The organism is Mesorhizobium sp. WSM4308 (assembly GCF_002294905.1).
GTDB lineage: Bacteria > Pseudomonadota > Alphaproteobacteria > Rhizobiales > Rhizobiaceae > Mesorhizobium.
On record NZ_NSFW01000001.1, the window covers coordinates 340,634 to 357,675 of the forward strand.

The 17,042-nt window shown below is 64.5% G+C and carries 18 protein-coding genes; 5 read left to right on the forward strand and 13 right to left on the reverse strand.

All coding sequences use genetic code 11. The features are described from left to right. Nucleotides 1–20: 20 nt before the first annotated feature. The 7 genes from CK227_RS01605 to CK227_RS01635 are packed head-to-tail and all read right to left on the reverse strand — an operon-like array spanning nucleotide 21 to nucleotide 6,335. The gene (locus CK227_RS01605; RefSeq protein ID WP_095771214.1) at nucleotides 21–812 is read right to left on the reverse strand and encodes an SIS domain-containing protein; all 792 of its coding nucleotides are present in this window, start codon (nucleotides 810–812) and stop codon (nucleotides 21–23) included. Between the two features lie 36 nt (nucleotides 813–848). Beyond that, complete coding sequence (locus CK227_RS01610; protein ID WP_095771215.1) at nucleotides 849–1,619, reverse strand: GntR family transcriptional regulator; 771 nt, start codon at nucleotides 1,617–1,619, stop codon at nucleotides 849–851. Beyond that, complete coding sequence (locus CK227_RS01615) at nucleotides 1,616–2,491, reverse strand: ROK family protein (RefSeq protein WP_095771216.1); 876 nt, start codon at nucleotides 2,489–2,491, stop codon at nucleotides 1,616–1,618. The genes CK227_RS01610 and CK227_RS01615 overlap by 4 nt, the downstream gene beginning before the upstream one ends. Then, nucleotides 2,488–3,228, reverse strand: coding sequence for a PIG-L family deacetylase (locus tag CK227_RS01620; RefSeq protein WP_095771217.1), 741 nt, complete (start codon nucleotides 3,226–3,228; stop codon nucleotides 2,488–2,490). Before CK227_RS01620 ends, CK227_RS01615 begins: the two co-directional genes overlap by 4 nt. Next, nucleotides 3,225–4,082, reverse strand: coding sequence for a carbohydrate ABC transporter permease (locus CK227_RS01625; RefSeq protein ID WP_095771218.1), 858 nt, complete (start codon nucleotides 4,080–4,082; stop codon nucleotides 3,225–3,227). The genes CK227_RS01620 and CK227_RS01625 overlap by 4 nt, the downstream gene beginning before the upstream one ends. Then, nucleotides 4,079–5,011, reverse strand: coding sequence for a sugar ABC transporter permease (locus tag CK227_RS01630; RefSeq protein WP_095771219.1), 933 nt, complete (start codon nucleotides 5,009–5,011; stop codon nucleotides 4,079–4,081). The genes CK227_RS01625 and CK227_RS01630 overlap by 4 nt, the downstream gene beginning before the upstream one ends. Before the next feature lie 52 nt (nucleotides 5,012–5,063). Next, complete coding sequence (locus tag CK227_RS01635) at nucleotides 5,064–6,335, reverse strand: extracellular solute-binding protein (protein ID WP_095771220.1); 1,272 nt, start codon at nucleotides 6,333–6,335, stop codon at nucleotides 5,064–5,066. A gap of 317 nt (nucleotides 6,336–6,652) precedes the next feature. On the opposite strand from CK227_RS01635, the gene CK227_RS01640 reads away from it, so the two are divergent. From CK227_RS01640 to CK227_RS01650, 3 genes are read left to right on the forward strand one after another with little or no spacing between them, the layout of a single operon-like run. Beyond that, nucleotides 6,653–7,945 carry an extracellular solute-binding protein gene (locus CK227_RS01640; RefSeq protein ID WP_095771221.1) on the forward strand — a complete coding sequence of 431 codons (1,293 nt, stop codon included), beginning with the start codon at nucleotides 6,653–6,655 and terminating at the stop codon, nucleotides 7,943–7,945. Then, nucleotides 7,945–8,835 (forward strand): sugar ABC transporter permease, encoded by an 891-nt coding sequence (locus CK227_RS01645; RefSeq protein ID WP_095771222.1) that lies wholly within the window; start codon nucleotides 7,945–7,947, stop codon nucleotides 8,833–8,835. Before CK227_RS01640 ends, CK227_RS01645 begins: the two co-directional genes overlap by 1 nt. Further along, nucleotides 8,832–9,695: a carbohydrate ABC transporter permease gene (locus CK227_RS01650; RefSeq protein ID WP_095771223.1), complete on the forward strand. Its 864-nt coding sequence runs from the start codon at nucleotides 8,832–8,834 to the stop codon at nucleotides 9,693–9,695. Before CK227_RS01645 ends, CK227_RS01650 begins: the two co-directional genes overlap by 4 nt. A 60-nt stretch (nucleotides 9,696–9,755) precedes the next feature. On the opposite strand, the gene pobA is transcribed toward CK227_RS01650, so the two are convergent. The 6 genes from pobA to pcaD are packed head-to-tail and all read right to left on the reverse strand — an operon-like array spanning nucleotide 9,756 to nucleotide 14,592. Then, nucleotides 9,756–10,928: a 4-hydroxybenzoate 3-monooxygenase gene (gene pobA, locus CK227_RS01655; RefSeq protein ID WP_095771224.1), complete on the reverse strand. Its 1,173-nt coding sequence runs from the start codon at nucleotides 10,926–10,928 to the stop codon at nucleotides 9,756–9,758. Beyond that, nucleotides 10,928–11,980, reverse strand: coding sequence for a 3-carboxy-cis,cis-muconate cycloisomerase (locus CK227_RS01660; protein ID WP_095771225.1), 1,053 nt, complete (start codon nucleotides 11,978–11,980; stop codon nucleotides 10,928–10,930). Before CK227_RS01660 ends, pobA begins: the two co-directional genes overlap by 1 nt. 19 nt (nucleotides 11,981–11,999) lie before the next feature. Then, entirely contained in the window at nucleotides 12,000–12,614 is a 615-nt protein-coding gene (pcaG, locus tag CK227_RS01665) for a protocatechuate 3,4-dioxygenase subunit alpha (RefSeq protein ID WP_095771226.1), read from the reverse strand. After that, nucleotides 12,614–13,369 carry a protocatechuate 3,4-dioxygenase subunit beta gene (gene pcaH, locus CK227_RS01670; protein WP_095771227.1) on the reverse strand — a complete coding sequence of 252 codons (756 nt, stop codon included), beginning with the start codon at nucleotides 13,367–13,369 and terminating at the stop codon, nucleotides 12,614–12,616. Before pcaH ends, pcaG begins: the two co-directional genes overlap by 1 nt. Next, entirely contained in the window at nucleotides 13,359–13,766 is a 408-nt protein-coding gene (gene pcaC / locus CK227_RS01675; RefSeq protein ID WP_095771228.1) for a 4-carboxymuconolactone decarboxylase, read from the reverse strand. Before pcaC ends, pcaH begins: the two co-directional genes overlap by 11 nt. After that, nucleotides 13,759–14,592, reverse strand: coding sequence for a 3-oxoadipate enol-lactonase (gene pcaD / locus CK227_RS01680; RefSeq protein WP_179295780.1), 834 nt, complete (start codon nucleotides 14,590–14,592; stop codon nucleotides 13,759–13,761). The genes pcaC and pcaD overlap by 8 nt, the downstream gene beginning before the upstream one ends. A 69-nt stretch (nucleotides 14,593–14,661) precedes the next feature. Here pcaD and pcaQ point away from each other — a divergent pair, with 69 nt between their 5' ends. Beyond that, a complete protein-coding gene (gene pcaQ / locus CK227_RS01685) occupies nucleotides 14,662–15,579 on the forward strand; it encodes a pca operon transcription factor PcaQ (protein ID WP_095771229.1) in 918 nt (305 codons plus the stop codon). Between the two features lie 140 nt (nucleotides 15,580–15,719). Then, entirely contained in the window at nucleotides 15,720–17,036 is a 1,317-nt protein-coding gene (locus CK227_RS01690) for an ABC transporter substrate-binding protein (protein WP_095771450.1), read from the forward strand. Nucleotides 17,037–17,042: the final 6 nt, after the last annotated feature.

Sequence of the window (17,042 nt, forward strand, 5' to 3'; positions counted from 1 at the left end):
GCCTCCCCGATCTCGGGATATCACTCGCCGCGCATTGTCGCCTGGAAGGTCGGCAGGTGCTTCTTCTGCGCTTCCAGCATGCGTTCGCGGTAGACGCCGTAGATGACGTCGGTGTCGTGCAGCGTCACGCCTGATATCGTCGGCGAGGCGAAGACCGGCAGTTCGATGCCGCGCTTGGCGAGTTGCTCGGCGGTGCGCGCGATGAGTTCGTGCGCCAGGATCATGGCGAGCACCGTCGACGAGCCCGACACAGGGCGGCTCCAGCCTTCGACCGGCACGATGGCGTCCTCGATCGGCGAACACGTGTCGATGACGAGGTCCGCCGCATCGGCCAGCCGCTTGCCGGAGGAGTGCGTCGCCGGCTTGTCGAGATTGTTCTTGCTGGTCACCGCGACGACGAAGATGCCGCGTTTCTTGGCATAGAGCGCGGTGTCGATGCCGGAGGAATTGCGGCCGCTGTGGCCGAAGATGATGATCGAATCGCCCTTGTTGAGTGGTTGGTGGTCGAGGAATTTCTCGGCGTATTTCTCCGTCCGCTCCAGCCACAGCAGCTCGCGCACACCGCCGGCGCCGAGCACGTTGTGCCACATGACACGCGGGTCGGTCAGCGGGTTGAAGCCGACATAGCTGCCGTAGCGCGGGAACACTTCCTGAACCGGCAGCACCGAATGGCCCGAACCGTAGAGATGGACCAGCCCGCCGCCTTCAAGCGAGTCGGCAAAGCGGCTGGCGGCCTGGCCGAAGGCCTCTTCATTGGCTTTTGCCGCCTGGTCGATAAGGGCGGTGAGACGGTGGATGTAGAGATCGGACACTTGGGTACTCCTGTTGATATCTAGGCTTGGAAAGGATCAGCTTCTGGGGGTTGACGGGACACGGCCGGCGCGCAGCGTCGAGCGGATTTCATAGCGGTCGCCCCGCATGATCGAGACGGTGAATTCGAACGGGCCGCGCTCGTCGGTGGTGATGCGCTCGACGACGAAGGCGGGGCTGCCGGCCGGAAGATCGAGCAGTTCGGCATCCGCCACGCCAACTGCGCCAACGCGGTAATTCTCCCGCGCGGCCACCGGCACGATGCCGTAATGGCGCTCCAGCGCCTCGTAGAGCGAGCCCTGAAGCAGGCCGGCGTCGAGGAAGCCCGGCACGCGCACGGCCGACAGCTGCGCCGTCTGGATGCCGATCGGCTCATTATTGCCGAGCCGCAGGCGCCGGATGCGCACCACCGGATCGCCCTCCTCGATCTCCAGCGCGCCAGCGGCGGCGGCATTGGCCGTGGTCAGGCTGCAATCGAGAAGGCGCGAGCCGGCGACCACGCCCATATTGCCCATCTCCTGGGTGAAGCTGGTCAGTTCTCGCGTGCCGGCGACCAGCGTGGTCGAGCGCACGAAGGTGCCGCGGCCATGTTCGCGCCGCAGCAGCCCAGCCTCCTCGAGATTGCGCAAGGCATGGCGCAAGGTAATGCGGCTGACGCCGAACAGCGCGCAGAGCCTGTCCTCGGCCGGGATCTGGTCGCCCGTTGCCCATTCGCCGCTCTTGACGATGGCGCGGATCGCTTCCTCGACCTGATACCAGAGCGGCTCCGGCCTTCTGCGGTCCGGCTGCTGAAAGCTCGCTTCGCTCATCGCACCTGCCTCCACCCTTCCCCCACACGGCCGGCCAGCGCCGCGCCGACCAGTCCCGCCCCCGGGCCGAACTGGCCGGGCTGGATCTCGATGCCGCGCAGATGCGAGGGCAACTGACGGCGCAGCGCCGCCAGCAGCGGCGGCCGTATCACGTCCAGCGCCTCGGCCAACCCGCCCGAGATCAGCACCGCCTGCGGATCGAGCAGCGCCACCGCGCCGGCAAGCGCTGTGCCGAGCTGGCGTGCCGGCACTTCAAGCAAGGTCTGCGCGGCGAGTTCGCCGGCGCGGGCAGCGGCGATCAGCTGGCGGCTGTCGGCGAGCCCGATCCGGCCGGCAAGCGCATCGAGCGCCCGGCCGGAAGCGACACGCTCCAGCCAGCCGCTGCGTTCCGCGCCATCGTCCTTGATGTCGGCGCAGGCCCAGCCGAACGAGCAGGCGCCGCCATGCGCGCCGGCAACGATGCGGCCATTGGCCAGCACTGCCGAACCGATGCCGGTGCCGATGGCCAGCAGGATCGCGTCCGACATGCCTTTCGCGCTGCCTTCGACGGCTTCCGCCAGCAACGCGATCTGCGCGTCATTGCCAAGCGCGATGCGCAGGTCTGGAAAGAGGGTCTGGAGATCGACGCCGTCGAGGAACCGCAGGTTCGGAATCCAGCGGCAGGCCGAGCCCTCGACCAGCCCCGGCACGGCGATGCCAAGCGCCTCGACCGGGCCGGCTTCCGCGCGCAGCGCGTTAATGCGAGCGACAAAAGCATCGAGGCTTGCCGGTGCCGGCTCACGGCTCAGCACCTTCAGTGCGGCGATGTCGCCGGTCGAGATCGCGGCCCGCAGATTGGTGCCGCCGAGATCGATGGCCAGAACCCGCGTCATCGGCTCGACCCTTTGCCGAACGGTGGCGAGAACAGGCCGCTGCCGGCATTCCAGGAATGCGACGCCGTCGCGAAAGCCTGGGCATAGCGCGTGCCGCGCAGGCAGCCACGCAGCCGGTAGAGCGCGCTGTAGTAGTCGACATAGGGGAAGCTGCTCAGGCCGCGCGCCAGTTCGTATTCCTTGACCGCCTCGTTCCAGGCCTCGAAGCCGTCGCTGACATCGACGAGATGCTCGGGGCGGAAACCGTCATCGTCCTCCCAGTTCTCGCCGAACAGGAGCAATTGCGGCGTGTGCGCCGCATGATCGCTGGCAATGGTCGGCAGGGCCGCGAAGAAGATGCCGGTCTGCGTCAGATGCGCGGCGGCGCGATGGTCCTTGTGCCAGCTGCCGTGCCAATGGGTGATGACGATTTCGGGCCTCAGCTCGCGAATGACGTCGCACACTCCTAGCGCCGTCTCGTCGTTGGAAGGCAAGAAGGCATCGCGCAGGCCAAGACTGCGCGAGGTGACGCCAAGACGCGCGGCCGCCCTGCCCGCTTCCTCTTCCTTCTGCACGCAATAATGCTCGGGGATAAGGCAGGGGTGCCCCTGTTCGCCCATGGTCAGATGCAGGAAGGTTACCGCGGCCCCGCGCTTGACGGCGGCCGCCGCCAGCGGCCCGGCGATCACCTCGGCATCGAAGGCATGCGCGCCGATCACCAGGATGGAGTGTGCGGCGTAGATCCTGTCCTCGATCATTTCATCCCTCCCCCGGCGCCGACGCCTTCGCGAATCTGGCGGGCGAGCAGACAATACATGATCAGGATGGGCGCCATGGAGATCGCCAGCGAGGCGAACACCAGGCCCCAATCGGTGCGGAACTGGCCGACGAAGACGCTGATCGCCAGCGGCACGGTCTTGTAGCGATTGTCGAAGATGAAGATCAGCGGGAAGAAGAAATCGTTCCACACGGCGATTGCCGTGAAGATGGCGACGATCGACACCGCCGGCTTCACCATCGGCAGGATGATCTGGAACAGGATGCGGACTTCGCCCGCACCATCCATGCGCGCCGCCTCGTCGAGTTCGGAGGGTAAGACGCGCATGAAATTGGCGAAGATGAAGACGGCGAAGGGAATGCGGATCGCCGAATAGACCAGGATCAATCCGGTCAGCGAATCCAGGAGGCCGAGATTGCGCATGAGCGTGAACAGCTCGACCGAGGCCAGCCGGATCGGCAGCATGATGCCGGACAGGAACAGGCCGAGCATGACGGCGTTCCAGCCGAGCCGGTAGCGGCTCAGCGGATAGGCGGCCATGGCCGAGACGACGATGGTGAGCACCACCGCAGCGCCGGTGACGATCAGGCTGTTGATGAAATTATGGCCCAGATCGGCGCGCGTCCAGGCGTTGACGAAATTGTCGAGAGCCCAGCTCCGCGGCAGGCCAAGCCGGTTGCCGTAGATCTCGGCCGTGGTCTTGAAGCAGGAGACGACGAGAATGTAGAGCGGCAACAGCACGGCCGCCGTCCACACGGCGAGCACCGTCCAACCCGGCAGCCGCGCCAGCTGCCGCGAGAGCACCGGCCTGCCTGAAATCGCCAGCGCGTTCATAGCTGCACCGTGCGGCGGTCGAAGAAGCGGAGCATCATCAGCGTGCCGAGGCTGAGGATGAGGAACAGCATGGTGCCCAGCGCCAAAGCGAGACCGATATCGGTTATACCGACAGCCCCCTCCGCGCCGAAGGCGAGCCGGTAGAAGTAGGTCACCAGCGTGTCGGTCGAATAGCTCGGATTGCCCTGCACACCCTGCATGACATAGACGATGTCGAACTGGTTGAAGGTGTTGATGAAGGACAGCGTCGTCAGCGTGCCGAGCGCCGGCATCAACAGCGGCAGCGCGATCGAGAACAGCATGCGCGCATTGCCGGCGCCGTCGAGCTTCGCCGCCTCGAAAATCTGGCCGGAAATCTGCCGCAGACCCGCCGTGTAGATCAGCACCGGCAGGCCCATCCAGTTCCAGGCGTCGACGGCGATCAGCATGCCAAGCGCCGTATGGCTGTTGCCGAGCACGGTGAGACTGCCCTGGTGCAGGCCGAGCCCGTTCAGCGCCCATTCGACGACACCGCCCGGCGCCAAAAGCAGCCGCCAGAGCGCGCCGACGATGACCGGGCTCAGCACCGCCGGGAAGAAAAAGACCGACTGAAAGAAGGCGGTCCCTTTGTCGCGCAGGAACAGCAGCCAGGCAAACAAAAGCCCGATGCCGTTCTGGAAGGCCATGATGCCGAAGAACCAGGCGGTGTTGTGCCAGAGCGCGCCGTAGAGACGCGCGCCGCTGGGGAAAACAAACAGCCGCGAGAAATTCGACAGGCCGGCGAATTCCACCATGCGCAGCCCCTTCCAGACAAAGAAGCTACCCCATAGCGACATCGCCAGGGGATAGAGGACGAACAGGGCATAGACCGCCAGCGCCGGCAGGATGAACAGCACGGCCATGCGCTGCTGCGTGCGCTTCAGGCTGCTTGTGCGGCGAAGGGTGGTCATGCGCTGTTTGTGTCCGGACGAGAGGCCGGCCGCGATGCGACGGGCCGGCTCCTTACTGTTTCGGCTTGAACCAGGTGGCGACGGCGGCCTGCATGTCGGCCGCCAGTTTCTCCGGCGCGATGTTGCCCTCGACCATGTCGATGATCTCCGACTGCAGCACCGAAGAGGCCGTCGGCGACTGCCAGCGAAAGCCGACCAGCGTCAGATAGGGCGTCGAGTTCTTCGACATCGCCATCATCTCGGCCAGCACCGGATCCTTCACCGTGACATCGGTGCGGGCCGGCGGCCAGCCGAGCTCGTCGGCGAACATCTGCGCGAATTCGGCCGAAGCCATGAAGCCCAGCACTTTGGTCGCGGCCTCCTTGTTTTGACTCTCCGAGACCAGACCATAGGAGCCGTCGGAGAAGGCTGAGGTGTAGAGCTTTGCCCCGGCATCGTCGGCCGGGAACGGGAAGATCGAGAATTTCAGCTTCGGGTTCTGCGCCTTGAAGCTGCCGTTCTCGAACGAGCCGCCGAGGAACATCGCCGCCTTGCCGCCAATGAACTGTTGCGTGGCGGTGGTGTAGTCGATGCCGGCGAAGCCATCAGGAAAATAAGGCTTCAGCTCGGCGAAGCGCTTCAGCGCCGCGACATAGCGCGGATCCTCGAAGGTCGCCTTGCCGGTCATCATCTCGTCGTAGAAGCCCGGGCCGTAGACGGTCGGGCCGATGACGCCGACGCCGATCTCAAGCTCCCAGGCCGAGCCGTTGGCGCCGCCGGTGGCGATCGGCGTGATGCCTGCGGCCTTAAGCTTCTCGCAGGCGGCGACGAAATCCTTGTAGGTCTTGGGGATTTCGATGCCCTGGGCGGCGAAGATATCCTGGTTATAGAAGACGCCCATCATCGGCACCGAATAGGGCACGCCATAGAGCTTGCCGTCGGTGCGGCCGCGCGCGCCGCCCAGCGCGGCGTCCGCCATGTTCTTCAATTCGGGCACGCTGTCGTCGAGCGCGTCGAGATAGCCGGCGTCGACGAAGGGCTGCAATTCACCGTAGGCCTTGAGCTGGGCGATGTCGGGCCCGCGGCCGCCGCGCAGGGCGGTGCTCAGCCGGTTCTGGTAATCGGCGTCCGGCGTGAACTGGATGTCGACCTTGATGCCGGGGTTCTTGGCCTCGAAGGCGTCGAAGATGCGGCGCATCGCGGCCTCGTCCTCGGTGCGCCAGCTCCACAGTGTCACCGTGCTGTCGGCCCTCGCCGGCAAGGTAATGAGGACGCCGGCGCAAGCAGCGGCAAGGCCGCCGATCAGGCCAAGGGCGGCGCGCCGGTGAAGTGAAAGCATGCTCATTGCCAGTCTCCCATTGTTTTCTGTCCTTGGCGTCCCGAGGCGCTGCGACGCCGCGAAAGAGTCATTGGCTCCAGCAAAGTCATTATAACGACATAGCAGCGTTCGCAAGAGGTCTGGCACACCTCCTGGATGGGCTCCAGCGAGGAAAAACTGGCAACCAGATGCCATCAACATTTTGTTTTCAAACGATAAAACTATCGTAACCGACAAGGCGGAAGAATCTGAAACCGGTCAATACAAAGCTTTTTCGCCGACAGGCTCTTGCGCCACCGCCTAAAGTTGTCATAACGTCATGGTGATCGATAGGAGGATGAGGAATGTCGTTTGCCTGGACTTCGAAACTGGCGCTGGCCGCGGGCCTGGCCATCCTGCCTGCCACGGCATGGGCGCAATCAGTCAACATCTCCTATTTGACGCACTGGTCGCCGGAGACGGTTGCGCTGCTGGAGGCTGCGGCCAAGGATTATGCCAAGGCCAATCCGGACGTCAGCGTCACCGTGCGCGCCGTGCCCTTCGGTGATCTCCTGACCACGCTGCGCTCGCAAGGCGGCGGCTCGGACGGGCCGACGATCGGCGGCATCTACGATCTGTGGCTGCCGGAACTCGCCCGCGACAAGCTGGTTGCGCCCGCGCCCGACGCGGTGGCCAGCGAGGTCAAGGGCGCGTGGCCGGCGGGCGTCACCAGCGCTGCCTCTGTCGGCGGCAAGCTCTATGGCATTCCCAACGAGATCGACGTCTATGCGCTGAACTACAACAAGGCGCTGTTCAAGCAGGCGGGTATCGCGGCACCACCCAAAACCTGGGACGAGTTCAAGGATGCGGCGAAGAAGCTGACCAACAAGGAGGCCGGCCAGCAAGGTTTCGGTATGATCAACAGCTGGGCGGCCGGCGTCGTCCATCCCTTCGCTTCGCTGCTCGTTTCCAACGGCGGCGAGCTGGTCAAGGACGGCAAGCCGGCGCTGGACAGCCCGCAGGCGGCACAGACCTTCCAGCTCTATGAGGACCTGATCAAGTCGAGCGCCAGCGTGCCGGCGATGGCGACGGCGGATGCCAACACCACGGGTCCGTTCCTCGACAATTTCGTCTCCGGCAAGACCGGCATGATCATCATGGCCAATTGGTGGGAGAGCGCGCTGAAGACCGGCATGGGCGATAAATTCGCGGACATCGCCACCGCGCCGATCCCGGTCGGCCCGAGCGGCGACAAGCCGCATTCGATCTCCTATTCCTGGATGACCGTGGTCAACGCCAATGCCGGCGCGGCCGAGCAAAAGGCGGCGTGGGAATTCCTGGCCTGGCTGAACAATCCGAAATCCGGCAAGAACGGCGCCTCGGCGATGTCCGACATCCTGATGTCGATGGGCATCCTGCCCTCGCGCCTGTCCGACATCGAGGCGCACAAGGACAAGCTCGGCTCGGAATTCCTCTCCGGCTATGTCAGCGTGCTGACCGATGCCAAGCCGTTCCCGGTGGTGCCGGGCGGACAGGAATTCTCGGAATCCCTGCAGCAGACGCTCGAGGCGTTGCAGTATGGCCAGGTCTCGGCCAAGGATGCGCAGGCGACGGCACAGGCTGACGCCACCTCGATCCTGGAGCGCGCCGCCAAATAATGATCCAGAGGTACCGTGCCTCGGCGGGCATCATGCTTGCGCCCGCCGTGACGCTGATCGGCATCTTCATCCTGTTGCCGATGCTGCTCACCGTCTGGCTGTCCTTTCAGGACTGGTCGACGCAGACGCCGTTTTCCAGCGCCAGCTTCATCGGCCTCGACAATTTCCGCGAGATCTTTGGGGCCTCCTCGGTCGGGCGTGACTTCAAGGGCGCGCTCACCAACACCGCCATCTACACCGCGCTCTCCGTCATCCTCATCCTGCCGCTGTCGGTGGCCTTCGGCCTGATGGTTTACCAGCATGACGTCGCCGGCGGCACGGCGCTAAGGACGGTGCTGTTTTCCACCTACATGGTGCCGATGATCGCGGTGGCGCTGGTCTGGTCGAAGCTCTATTCGCCGAGCGAGGGGCCGCTCAACCAGATGCTCGGCCTCATCGGCATCGGCCCGCAGCCCTTTCTGTCGTCGCCGCGCTCGGCGCTGGTCTCGATCGTCTTGCTCAATGTCTGGCAGCAGATGGGCTATTTCACCGTGCTGGCGATCGCTGGCCTCACACAGATCCCGGGCAGCCTCTACGAGGCGGCCAAGCTCGACGGCGCCAATCGCTTGGAGCAGTTCCGCTTCATCACACTGCCGCTGATGCGGCGCACGCTTTTGTTCAGCGCCGTCATCGCCATCATCAACGCCGTGCAGGTGTTCGAGCCGGTGGCGCTGATCACGCAGGGTGGGCCGGTCGGCTCGACCAATGTGCTCACCTACCACATCCGCCGCGTCGGCATCGAACGCGCGCAAGGCGGACTGGGTTCGGCGATGGCGGTCATGCTGATGCTGTCGCTGATCGTCGTGGTCTGCGCGCTGTTTGCCCTCGCCAACCGGAAGGATCAGGAATGAGCGGGGGATCGTCGAGCCGGCTGTCACGCAAGCGCCCGTCCGGCCGCAAGGCGCTGCTGGCGACGCTGATGCTGCTGGTCGCCGTCGCCTCGGCCTTCCCGCTGGTGTGGATGGTGCTGTCGAGCCTGAAAACCCCGGCCGAGAGCATGCAGGTGCCGCCGGTGTGGATACCGCACACACCGAGCCTCGACGCCTATGAAAAAGTTTCCGGCGTGGTCAATGTCGGCCGCTCGATGTGGAACTCCCTGGTCATCGCCACGATCACCACCGCCGGCATCCTGAGCACCAGCATGATGGCCGGCTATGCCTTCGCCAAATACCACTTCCCCGCCAAATCGCTGCTGTTTTCGCTGCTGATCGCCACCATGTTCCTGCCGCCGATCGTGACGTTGATCCCGCTCTATCGCCTCGTCGGCTCGATCGGGCTCAATGCCAGCCTGGCCGGCATCATCGTGCCCAATCTGGCCAATGCCTTCGGCATCTTCCTGATGCGCCAGTTCATCGCCGGCGTGCCGGACGACCTCATCGACGCCGCGCGCATGGACGGCGCTTCGGAGTTGCTGATCCTGTTCAAGATCGTGGCGCCCAGCGTCGCGCCGGCGATCGCCGCACTCGCCCTGTTCGCCTTCGTCTACCATTGGAACAGCTATCTCTGGCCGCTGACCGTGCTGCAGGGCAATGCCGACGCCTACCCGATCGTCATCAGCCTGAGCCGGCTCTTGAGCTACAATCGTGGCGCGGTGAATACCGGCCTGGTGATGGCCGGCGCGACACTGGCCGTGCTGCCGCCGCTCATCCTGTTCGTCCTGCTGCAGCGCTTCTTCGTTGATTCCATCGTCGGCTCGGCCATCAAGGGATAAAGTAATTCCAGGAAAAGCGTTGAGCGGTTTTCCGTCCGGATTGCGTCAAAGAAAGAGCCTTCACCAGGGCAGGCCGACATAGTTCTCGGCGAGCGCGGTCGACGCGGCCCGCGAGTGCACGAGATAGTCGAGTTCGGCTTCCTGGATGCGCTGACCGAAATCGCCTGTATCGGGGAAGCGGTGCAGCATGGTCGTCATCCACCAGGAAAAGCGCACAGCCTTCCACACCCGCGCCAGCGCCTTTTGCGAATAGGCCTCAATACCAGCTTGCGACTTTCCAACGTAGAACTCGCGCAGGCCGGCGAAGAGATAGCGTACATCGCTGGCGGCGAGGTTGAGACCCTTGGCACCGGTCGGCGGCACGATGTGGGCGGCATCGCCTACCAGGAACAGCCGGCCAAAGCGCATCGGCTCGGCGACGAAGGAGCGCAGCGGCGCAATCGACTTTTCGAAGGATGGCCCGGTGGTGACGCTTGCCGCCGTCCGTTCCGGCAAGCGGCGGCGCAACTCGTCCCAGAAACGGTCGTCGGACCAGGCCTCGACATGGTCGTCCTGTGGGCATTGCACATAGTAGCGGCTGCGATGCGTCGAGCGCATCGAGCACAGCGCAAAACCCCGCTCGTGATTGGCGTAGACCAGTTCGTGATCGGCCGGCGGCACTTCGGCGAGCACGCCGAGCCAGCCGAACGGATACTGCCGCTCGAAGGTTTTCAGCGCGCGCTCCGGCGCCGATTTGCGGCTGACGCCGTGATAGCCATCGCAGCCGGCGATGAAATCGCAATCGATGCGATGAGAGACGCCGTCCTTGTCATAGGTGACGAACGGTGCGGCGCCATCGAAACCATGCAGCGCAACGTTGGCCGCCTCGTAGACCGTGGTCAGCCCGGCCGCCTCGCGCTTGTCCATCAAATCATGCGTCACTTCGGTCTGGCCATAGACGGTGACATGCTTGCCGCCGGTGAGTGCGGCGAGATCGATGCGGTGCAGGCGCCCGTCAAAAGCCAGCGAAATGCCAGAATGCGGCAGGCCTTCGGCATGCAGCCTCGCGGCAACACCAGCCTCTTCCAGCAGTTCCACCGTGCCTTGTTCGAGCACCCCTGCCCGCACGCGGCCAAGCACATGCTCGCGGCTCGAGCGTTCGAGAATGACCGTCTCGACGCCGATGCCGGCCAGAAGCTGGCCAAGCAGCAGGCCGGAGGGTCCCGAGCCGATAATGGCGACCTGCGTGCGCATCAGTGACCGAGGCTTTCGATCTGTCCGGCCAGTTCGGCGGCGAGCCGCAACGACGCGGCGCTGGCGACGACCATCTGTGGCAGCAACAGCCATTCCAGCATCCAGGCCGCGCCCGAGCGCTCCTGTTCATGCACCAGTGCCTGATGCATGCCGGAAAGCTGCATGGCGTTGAAGCGGGCCAGCGCCACCAGCGCCTCGGCCTTCACCGGGTTCTGCTTGTGCGGCATGGCCGACGAGCCGCCGCCGCCGGAGAGCGTGATGTCGATTCCGCCCTGCGCCATCAGCGCGATGTCCTGGCCGAACTTCCCAAGGCTGCCGGTCAGCAGCGACAGCCAGCCGGCGAAGTCGGCGAGCGTGTCGCGCTGGCTCTGCCATTGCGCTGCATCGGCAAGGCCGAGTTTTGCGGCAAGCGCGGCGCGCACCGCCGGCCCCTTGTCGCCGAGCTTTTCCAGCGTGCCGGCGGCGCCGCCGAATTGTACCACCAGCAGGCGAGTGGATTGTTCCGACAGCCTCTCCTGATGCCTTTGCAGCGGCGCCCGCCACGCCATGACGCGATCCGCCACCTTGACCGGGATCGCCGGCTGCATGCGGGTCATGCCGGCCAGTGCCCTGCCGCCAAAGCGCTGCTCAAGCGAGGTGAGGCGCAAAACGGTTTCGGTCAGCAGCAGGCCGATATGCTCGACGATCGCTTTCAGCCGAAGCACCAGGCTCGTGTCGATGACGTCCTGGCTGGTCGCACCGAAATGCACCATGTCACCATGCGGTTCACCGACCGCCACCCTGATCTGGCGCACCAGTTCCGGCACCATGACGCCGTCCTTGGCGACACCCGCCCTGAGCAAGGCGGTGTCCGGCCGGAACGTGCCAAGCGCCGTCACAATCGCTGCCGCGGCATCCCTGCCGATGATCCCGTTTCGGGCCTCCGCTTCCGCCAGCGCACGCTCGAACGCCAGCGCTGCCTCGATTTCCGCCTCCACGGAAAAATGCCGCGATGCTTCCTCATCACCGAGGAGAGCCGAGAGCAGCGGATGGTCAAAGGGCGATACGGTCATGTCTTGCTTCTCCTGACCATCAACTGTCGAAGAAGACCGTTTCCTTCTCCCCCTGGAGATGGACATCGAAGACGTAAATGTCGCCCTGGCGCCCGGCGATCAAAGTCGGCACGCGGACGCGGTGCTCGATGCGCGCCAGGATCGGATCCTCGCCATTGGCCTTTTCCTCGTCGGAAAAATAGAGCCGTGTGTGCAGGCCGAGATTGATGCCGCGCGCGACGATCCACAGTGTGACGTGCGGCGCCATCAGCCTTCCATCCCGGAACGGCACGCGGCCGGGCTTGATCGTCTCGAATGCACAGATGCCGGTTTCCATGTCGGTCGGGCAGCGGCCCCAGCCGAAGAAGTTCGGATCGGCCGCGCCGCGCATCTCGGTCGGCGAATTGTAGAGTCCGTCCGCATCCGCCTGCCAGATCTCGATCAGGGCGTCCTTGAGCGGCGTGCCGGTGCCGTCGAGCACCCGGATTTTGAGACCGATGCGCTCGCCCTTGGTCTTGTCGTTGACCATGGTCGAGCCAAGATCGGTCGCATAGACGCCACTGATGCCGCAGAAGTTCGGCGTCAGCCCGATATGGACGTAAGGCCCGGCTGTCTGCGAAGCGCTCTCCTTCAGCCGGTCGAGCGACTGGGCCATCAATTGCCCTCCAGCCGGTTTTCGAACAACGACGAGCGGCGGCCGCGCAGCACGATGTCGAACTTGTAGGCGAGCGCATCCATCGGAATGGTCGCCTGCGTGTCGAGGATCGCCGTGAGCGCCTCGATGGCCGCCTTGTCGGCGATGCCGCGCACGATCGGGCACTTCCAGATCAGCGGGTCACCCTGGAAATACATCTGCGTGATCAGCCGCTGCGCGAAGCCGTGGCCGAAAACCGAGAAATGGATGTGCGCCGGGCGCCAGTCATTGGGACCATTCGGCCAGGGATAGGGCCCGGGCTTGACGGTGCGGAAGGCATAGCCACCATCCTCGGCTGTAATGGTGCGGCCGCAGCCACCGAAATTCGGGTCGAGCGGCGCCAGATAGCCGTCCTTCTTGTGGCGGTAGCGGCCGCCGGCATTGGCCTGCCAGAATTCGATCAGCACGTCGGGAACGCCAACACCTCGCTCATCGAGCACACGCCCATGGACGATGATGCGTTCGCCGATGGCGCTCTCGCCCGGCCTGGCGAAATTATGGATCAGGTCGTTGTCGAGCTCACCCAGCATGGCGTGGCCGAAGACCGGTCCGGCTATTTCCGACAGCGTGTTGTCGAAGGACAAAAGCGCCTTTTGCGGCGAGCGCAGCACCGAACTCTTATAGCCCGGCGTCAGCGCCGGAGGATGCCATGTCCGGTCGCGCTGGAAGAAGGCGCCGGTCTCGGGCTTCCGGTTCGAGCCGGACTCAGCGGGCATTGTCGGCTCCGTCCATTTCCGAAAACACGTCCTTGGCTATTCTGAAGGCACGGTTGGCGGCCGGCACACCGGCATAGATGGCGACATGCAGGAACGCCTCGCAGATATCGTCGCGCGTCGCACCGGTGTTGGCGGTGGCGCGCACATGCAGGGCGACCTCCTCATCATGGCCGAGTGCCGCCAGCAGCGCCAGCGTGACGATCGAGCGCTCGCGTTTGCTGAGGCCCGGCCGGGCCCACACAGTCCCCCAGGCTGCCTCGGTGATCAGTTCCTGGAAGGGTTGATCGAAATCGGTGGCGGCGACCTCGGCCCGATCGACATGCCGATCGCCGAGCACCGCGCGCCGCACCGCGAGGCCAGTGCGATATCTGGCTGCGTTGCCGGGGACTTCATCCATGGTTTTCTGCTCCAGGGGCAAACGATGCGACAAAATCGCGGATCAGCGCGGTGAGCGCCTCAGGCTGTTCGACGCAGGGAATATGTCCAGCGTCGCGGATGATCTCGAAACGCGAACCGGGGATCAGAGCGGCCAGCGACCGGACGAGAGCGGGCGGCGTCGAGCCGTCCTGGTCACCGACGACGCAGAGCGTCGGTACCGCGATGCGGCGTGCTGCATCGGTAAAATCGGCGGCGCGGATGGCTGCGCAAGTCCCAACGTAACCGGCGACAGCCTGCCGGGTCATCATGTTCCAATAGCCGTCCAGTTCGGCCACCCGCGCGGTGTGGAAGGCGGGAGTGAACCATAGTTTGAGCACGCCATCGGCAATGGCCTGGATGCCCTTGCGTTCGACGACCGCGATGCGGGTGTTCCAGCTCTCATTGGTGCCGATCTTGTGGGCCGTGTCGCACAGGATCATGGCCTCGACGATGCCTGGGCGCCTGGCGTAGAGCCCTTGTGCGATCATGCCGCCGACCGAAAGGCCGCACAGCACGACCTTCTTCAAGCCGAAATGATCGATGAGCCCCGAGAGATCGTCGACATGATCGTCGATCGACTTGATCTCGCCGATGTCGGACAGCCCGTGGCCGCGCTTGTCATAGACCAGCAAGGACATTTCCCCATCGAGCGCCGAGACAATATCGTCCCAGATGCGGAAGTCGGTGCCGAGCGAATTGATGAATATGATCGCGCGCGCATTGTCGGTGGCCTTGAGGTGGCGATGGTGCAGCGTGATGCCGCCGATGGTGACGAATGACACGATTTCGATCCTCCACCTCCACATTGCACAAGGCATTTGGTTCGGTAAAATGATATTTTGCGCCATTTCATTAACTCGGGGGTTATCAAATCCATGGCCGAGAGCCGCATCCGCTTTCGTCATCTGCAGGCCTTCCTGGAGGTCGCGCGGCAGGGCAGCGTTGCCCGCGCCGCCGATTTCCTGCATGTCAGCGCCCCGGCGGTGACCAAGACGTTGCGTGAGCTGGAAGAGGCGCTCGGTGTCGCCGTTGTCGAGCGTGACGGGCGCGGTATCCGGGTCACAAGGCTTGGCGAGATCTTCCTCAGCCATGCCGGTTCGGCGATCACGGCGTTGAAACGCGGCGTCGATTCGGTTCGCCAGGACGACGCCATCAACCGGCATCCGATCCGCATCGGCGCGCTGCCGACCGTGTCGGCGAAGGTCATGCCCAAGGCCATGAGCCTGTTCCTTGGGGAAAATACCGGCGCGGCGATCAAGATCGTCACCGGCGAAAACGCGGTGCTTCTTGAGCAATTGCGCACCGGCGCGCTCGATCTTGTCGTCGGTCGGCTGGCAGCGCCCGAAAACATGACCGGCTTCTTCTTCGAGCATCTCTATTCCGAACAGGTGCTGTTCGTGGTGCGGGCCGGACATCCGCTGCTCGAACCGGGAGCGGATATCTTCGCCAGGCTCGATGAATTCCCGGTGCTGATGCCGACCCGGGAATCCGTCATCCGCCCCTTCGTCGATCGCCTGTTCATCACCAACGGCATGACCGCGCCGGCGACCGAGATCGAAACCGTCTCGGATTCGTTTGGCCGCTCCTTCATGCGGCAGAGCAATGCGGTGTGGATCATTTCGGCCGGCGTGGTTGCGAACGAGATCACCAGCGGCGCCTTCGTCGCCCTGCCGGTCGACACCGAGGAAACCAAGGGACCGGTCGGCCTGACGATGCGCACCGATACGGCGCCATCGCCGGCCTTCACCATCCTGCTGCAGACCATTCGCGAGGCGGCAAGGCCGGGCAAGTGAGGCGTCGGATCATTTGGACCGCTCCGTCTTTGCCGGAAATCTCCTAACCCAGAGGTTAATGAAACACCGCAAAATATCATTTTACCGAACCAAAACGCTGGTGCACTGTGCCGATGGAGGAGCCACAGAGGGAGGAACGCATGACCCATTCTATCGGCAGCAAATCCAGCATTAGCGACATTTCGCGACGCCAGTTCATCGCCACCTCGATCGCCGGCGGCGCCGCGCTCGCGCTCGGCGGCAAGAGCGCTTTCGCCCAGGCGGGCGAAACGCTCAAGGTCGGCTTCGTCAGCCCGCGCACCGGGCCGCTGGCCGGCTTCGGCCAGACGGACGGCTATGTGCTCGACCTTGCCCGCAAGGCGCTGGCCGGCGGCCTTGAGATCGGCGGCAAGAAGTACAGCGTTGAAATCCTCGACCAGGACACGCAGTCCGATCCCTCCCGCGCCGGCCAGCTCGCCAAGGACCTGATCAACAACCAGGCCATCGACCTGATGCTGGCGGTGTCGACGCCCGAGGTGATCAACCCGGTGGCCGATGCCTGCGAGGCCGCAGGGGTACCCTGCCTGTCGACCGTCATGCCGTGGGAGGCCTGGTATTTCGGCCGTGGCGCGAAGCCCGGCGCGCCCTCGCCGTTCAAATGGACCTATCATTTCGGCTTCGGCGTCGGCGAGTTCTTCAAGACCTACATCTCGCAATGGGACCTGATCGAGACCAACAAGAAGGTCGGCGTCATGTATCCCAACGACGCCGACGGCAACGCCATCCGCGCCAATCTGGCGCCGCTCCTGGCCAAGCAAGGTTTTACGATCGTCGACCCCGGCGCCTACGAGACCGGCACCACCGACTATTCCTCGCAGATCGCGCTGTTCAAGCAGGAAGGCGTCGAGATCTTCAACTCCTTCCCGATCCCGCCTGACTTCGCCGCCTTCTGGCGCCAGGCGGCACAGCAGGGGCTGATCAAGCAGATCAAGATCGCCCAGGTCGCCAAGACCGGCCTGTTCCCGTCCGACATCGAGGCGCTCGGCGACCTCGGCATGAAGATTTCGAGCGCCGCCTATTGGCACAAGGCCTTCCCCTACAAGTCGCCGCTGACCGGCGTTTCGGGCACCGAGCTCGCCGACGGCTACGAGGCAGCGAGCGGCAAGCAGTGGACGCAGCAGCTCGGCGCCTCGATGTCGCTGCTGGACGCCGGCTTCGAAGCGCTGAAGGCCAGCACCGACGCCAAGGACAAGGCGGCGGTGGCCAAGGCGCTGAGCACGCTGAAGACCGAGACCATGATCGGCAAGGTCGATTTCACCAGCGGCCCTGTCGCCAATGTCTCGCCCGGCCCGATCATCGGCACGCAGTGGGTGGCCGCCAAGGAAGGCAGCAAATTCCCGCTCGATTATGTCGTGACCGAGAACGCCACCGATCCGAAAGTGCCGGTCGAAGCCAAGCTCCAGCCTTACAACGGCTGATGGACC

Excerpts from the sequence above, each read along its gene's own strand:
- pcaC (WP_095771228.1), bottom strand. The coding sequence starts at position 13,766 with ATGGATGAAGTCCCCGGCAACGCAGCCAGATATCGCACTGGCCTCGCG.
- pcaQ (WP_095771229.1), top strand. The coding sequence starts at position 14,662 with ATGGCCGAGAGCCGCATCCGCTTTCGTCATCTGCAGGCCTTCCTGGAG.
- CK227_RS01635 (WP_095771220.1), bottom strand. The coding sequence starts at position 6,335 with ATGAGCATGCTTTCACTTCACCGGCGCGCCGCCCTTGGCCTGATCGGC.
- CK227_RS01650 (WP_095771223.1), top strand. The coding sequence starts at position 8,832 with ATGAGCGGGGGATCGTCGAGCCGGCTGTCACGCAAGCGCCCGTCCGGC.
- CK227_RS01640 (WP_095771221.1), top strand. The coding sequence starts at position 6,653 with ATGTCGTTTGCCTGGACTTCGAAACTGGCGCTGGCCGCGGGCCTGGCC.
- CK227_RS01660 (WP_095771225.1), bottom strand. The coding sequence starts at position 11,980 with ATGACCGTATCGCCCTTTGACCATCCGCTGCTCTCGGCTCTCCTCGGT.
- CK227_RS01620 (WP_095771217.1), bottom strand. The coding sequence starts at position 3,228 with ATGATCGAGGACAGGATCTACGCCGCACACTCCATCCTGGTGATCGGC.
- CK227_RS01625 (WP_095771218.1), bottom strand. The coding sequence starts at position 4,082 with ATGAACGCGCTGGCGATTTCAGGCAGGCCGGTGCTCTCGCGGCAGCTG.
- CK227_RS01690 (WP_095771450.1), top strand. The coding sequence starts at position 15,720 with ATGACCCATTCTATCGGCAGCAAATCCAGCATTAGCGACATTTCGCGA.
- CK227_RS01610 (WP_095771215.1), bottom strand. The coding sequence starts at position 1,619 with ATGAGCGAAGCGAGCTTTCAGCAGCCGGACCGCAGAAGGCCGGAGCCG.
- CK227_RS01630 (WP_095771219.1), bottom strand. The coding sequence starts at position 5,011 with ATGACCACCCTTCGCCGCACAAGCAGCCTGAAGCGCACGCAGCAGCGC.
- pcaH (WP_095771227.1), bottom strand. The coding sequence starts at position 13,369 with ATGCCCGCTGAGTCCGGCTCGAACCGGAAGCCCGAGACCGGCGCCTTC.
- CK227_RS01615 (WP_095771216.1), bottom strand. The coding sequence starts at position 2,491 with ATGACGCGGGTTCTGGCCATCGATCTCGGCGGCACCAATCTGCGGGCC.
- CK227_RS01645 (WP_095771222.1), top strand. The coding sequence starts at position 7,945 with ATGATCCAGAGGTACCGTGCCTCGGCGGGCATCATGCTTGCGCCCGCC.
- pcaG (WP_095771226.1), bottom strand. The coding sequence starts at position 12,614 with ATGGCCCAGTCGCTCGACCGGCTGAAGGAGAGCGCTTCGCAGACAGCC.
- pobA (WP_095771224.1), bottom strand. The coding sequence starts at position 10,928 with ATGCGCACGCAGGTCGCCATTATCGGCTCGGGACCCTCCGGCCTGCTG.
- pcaD (WP_179295780.1), bottom strand. The coding sequence starts at position 14,592 with ATGTGGAGGTGGAGGATCGAAATCGTGTCATTCGTCACCATCGGCGGC.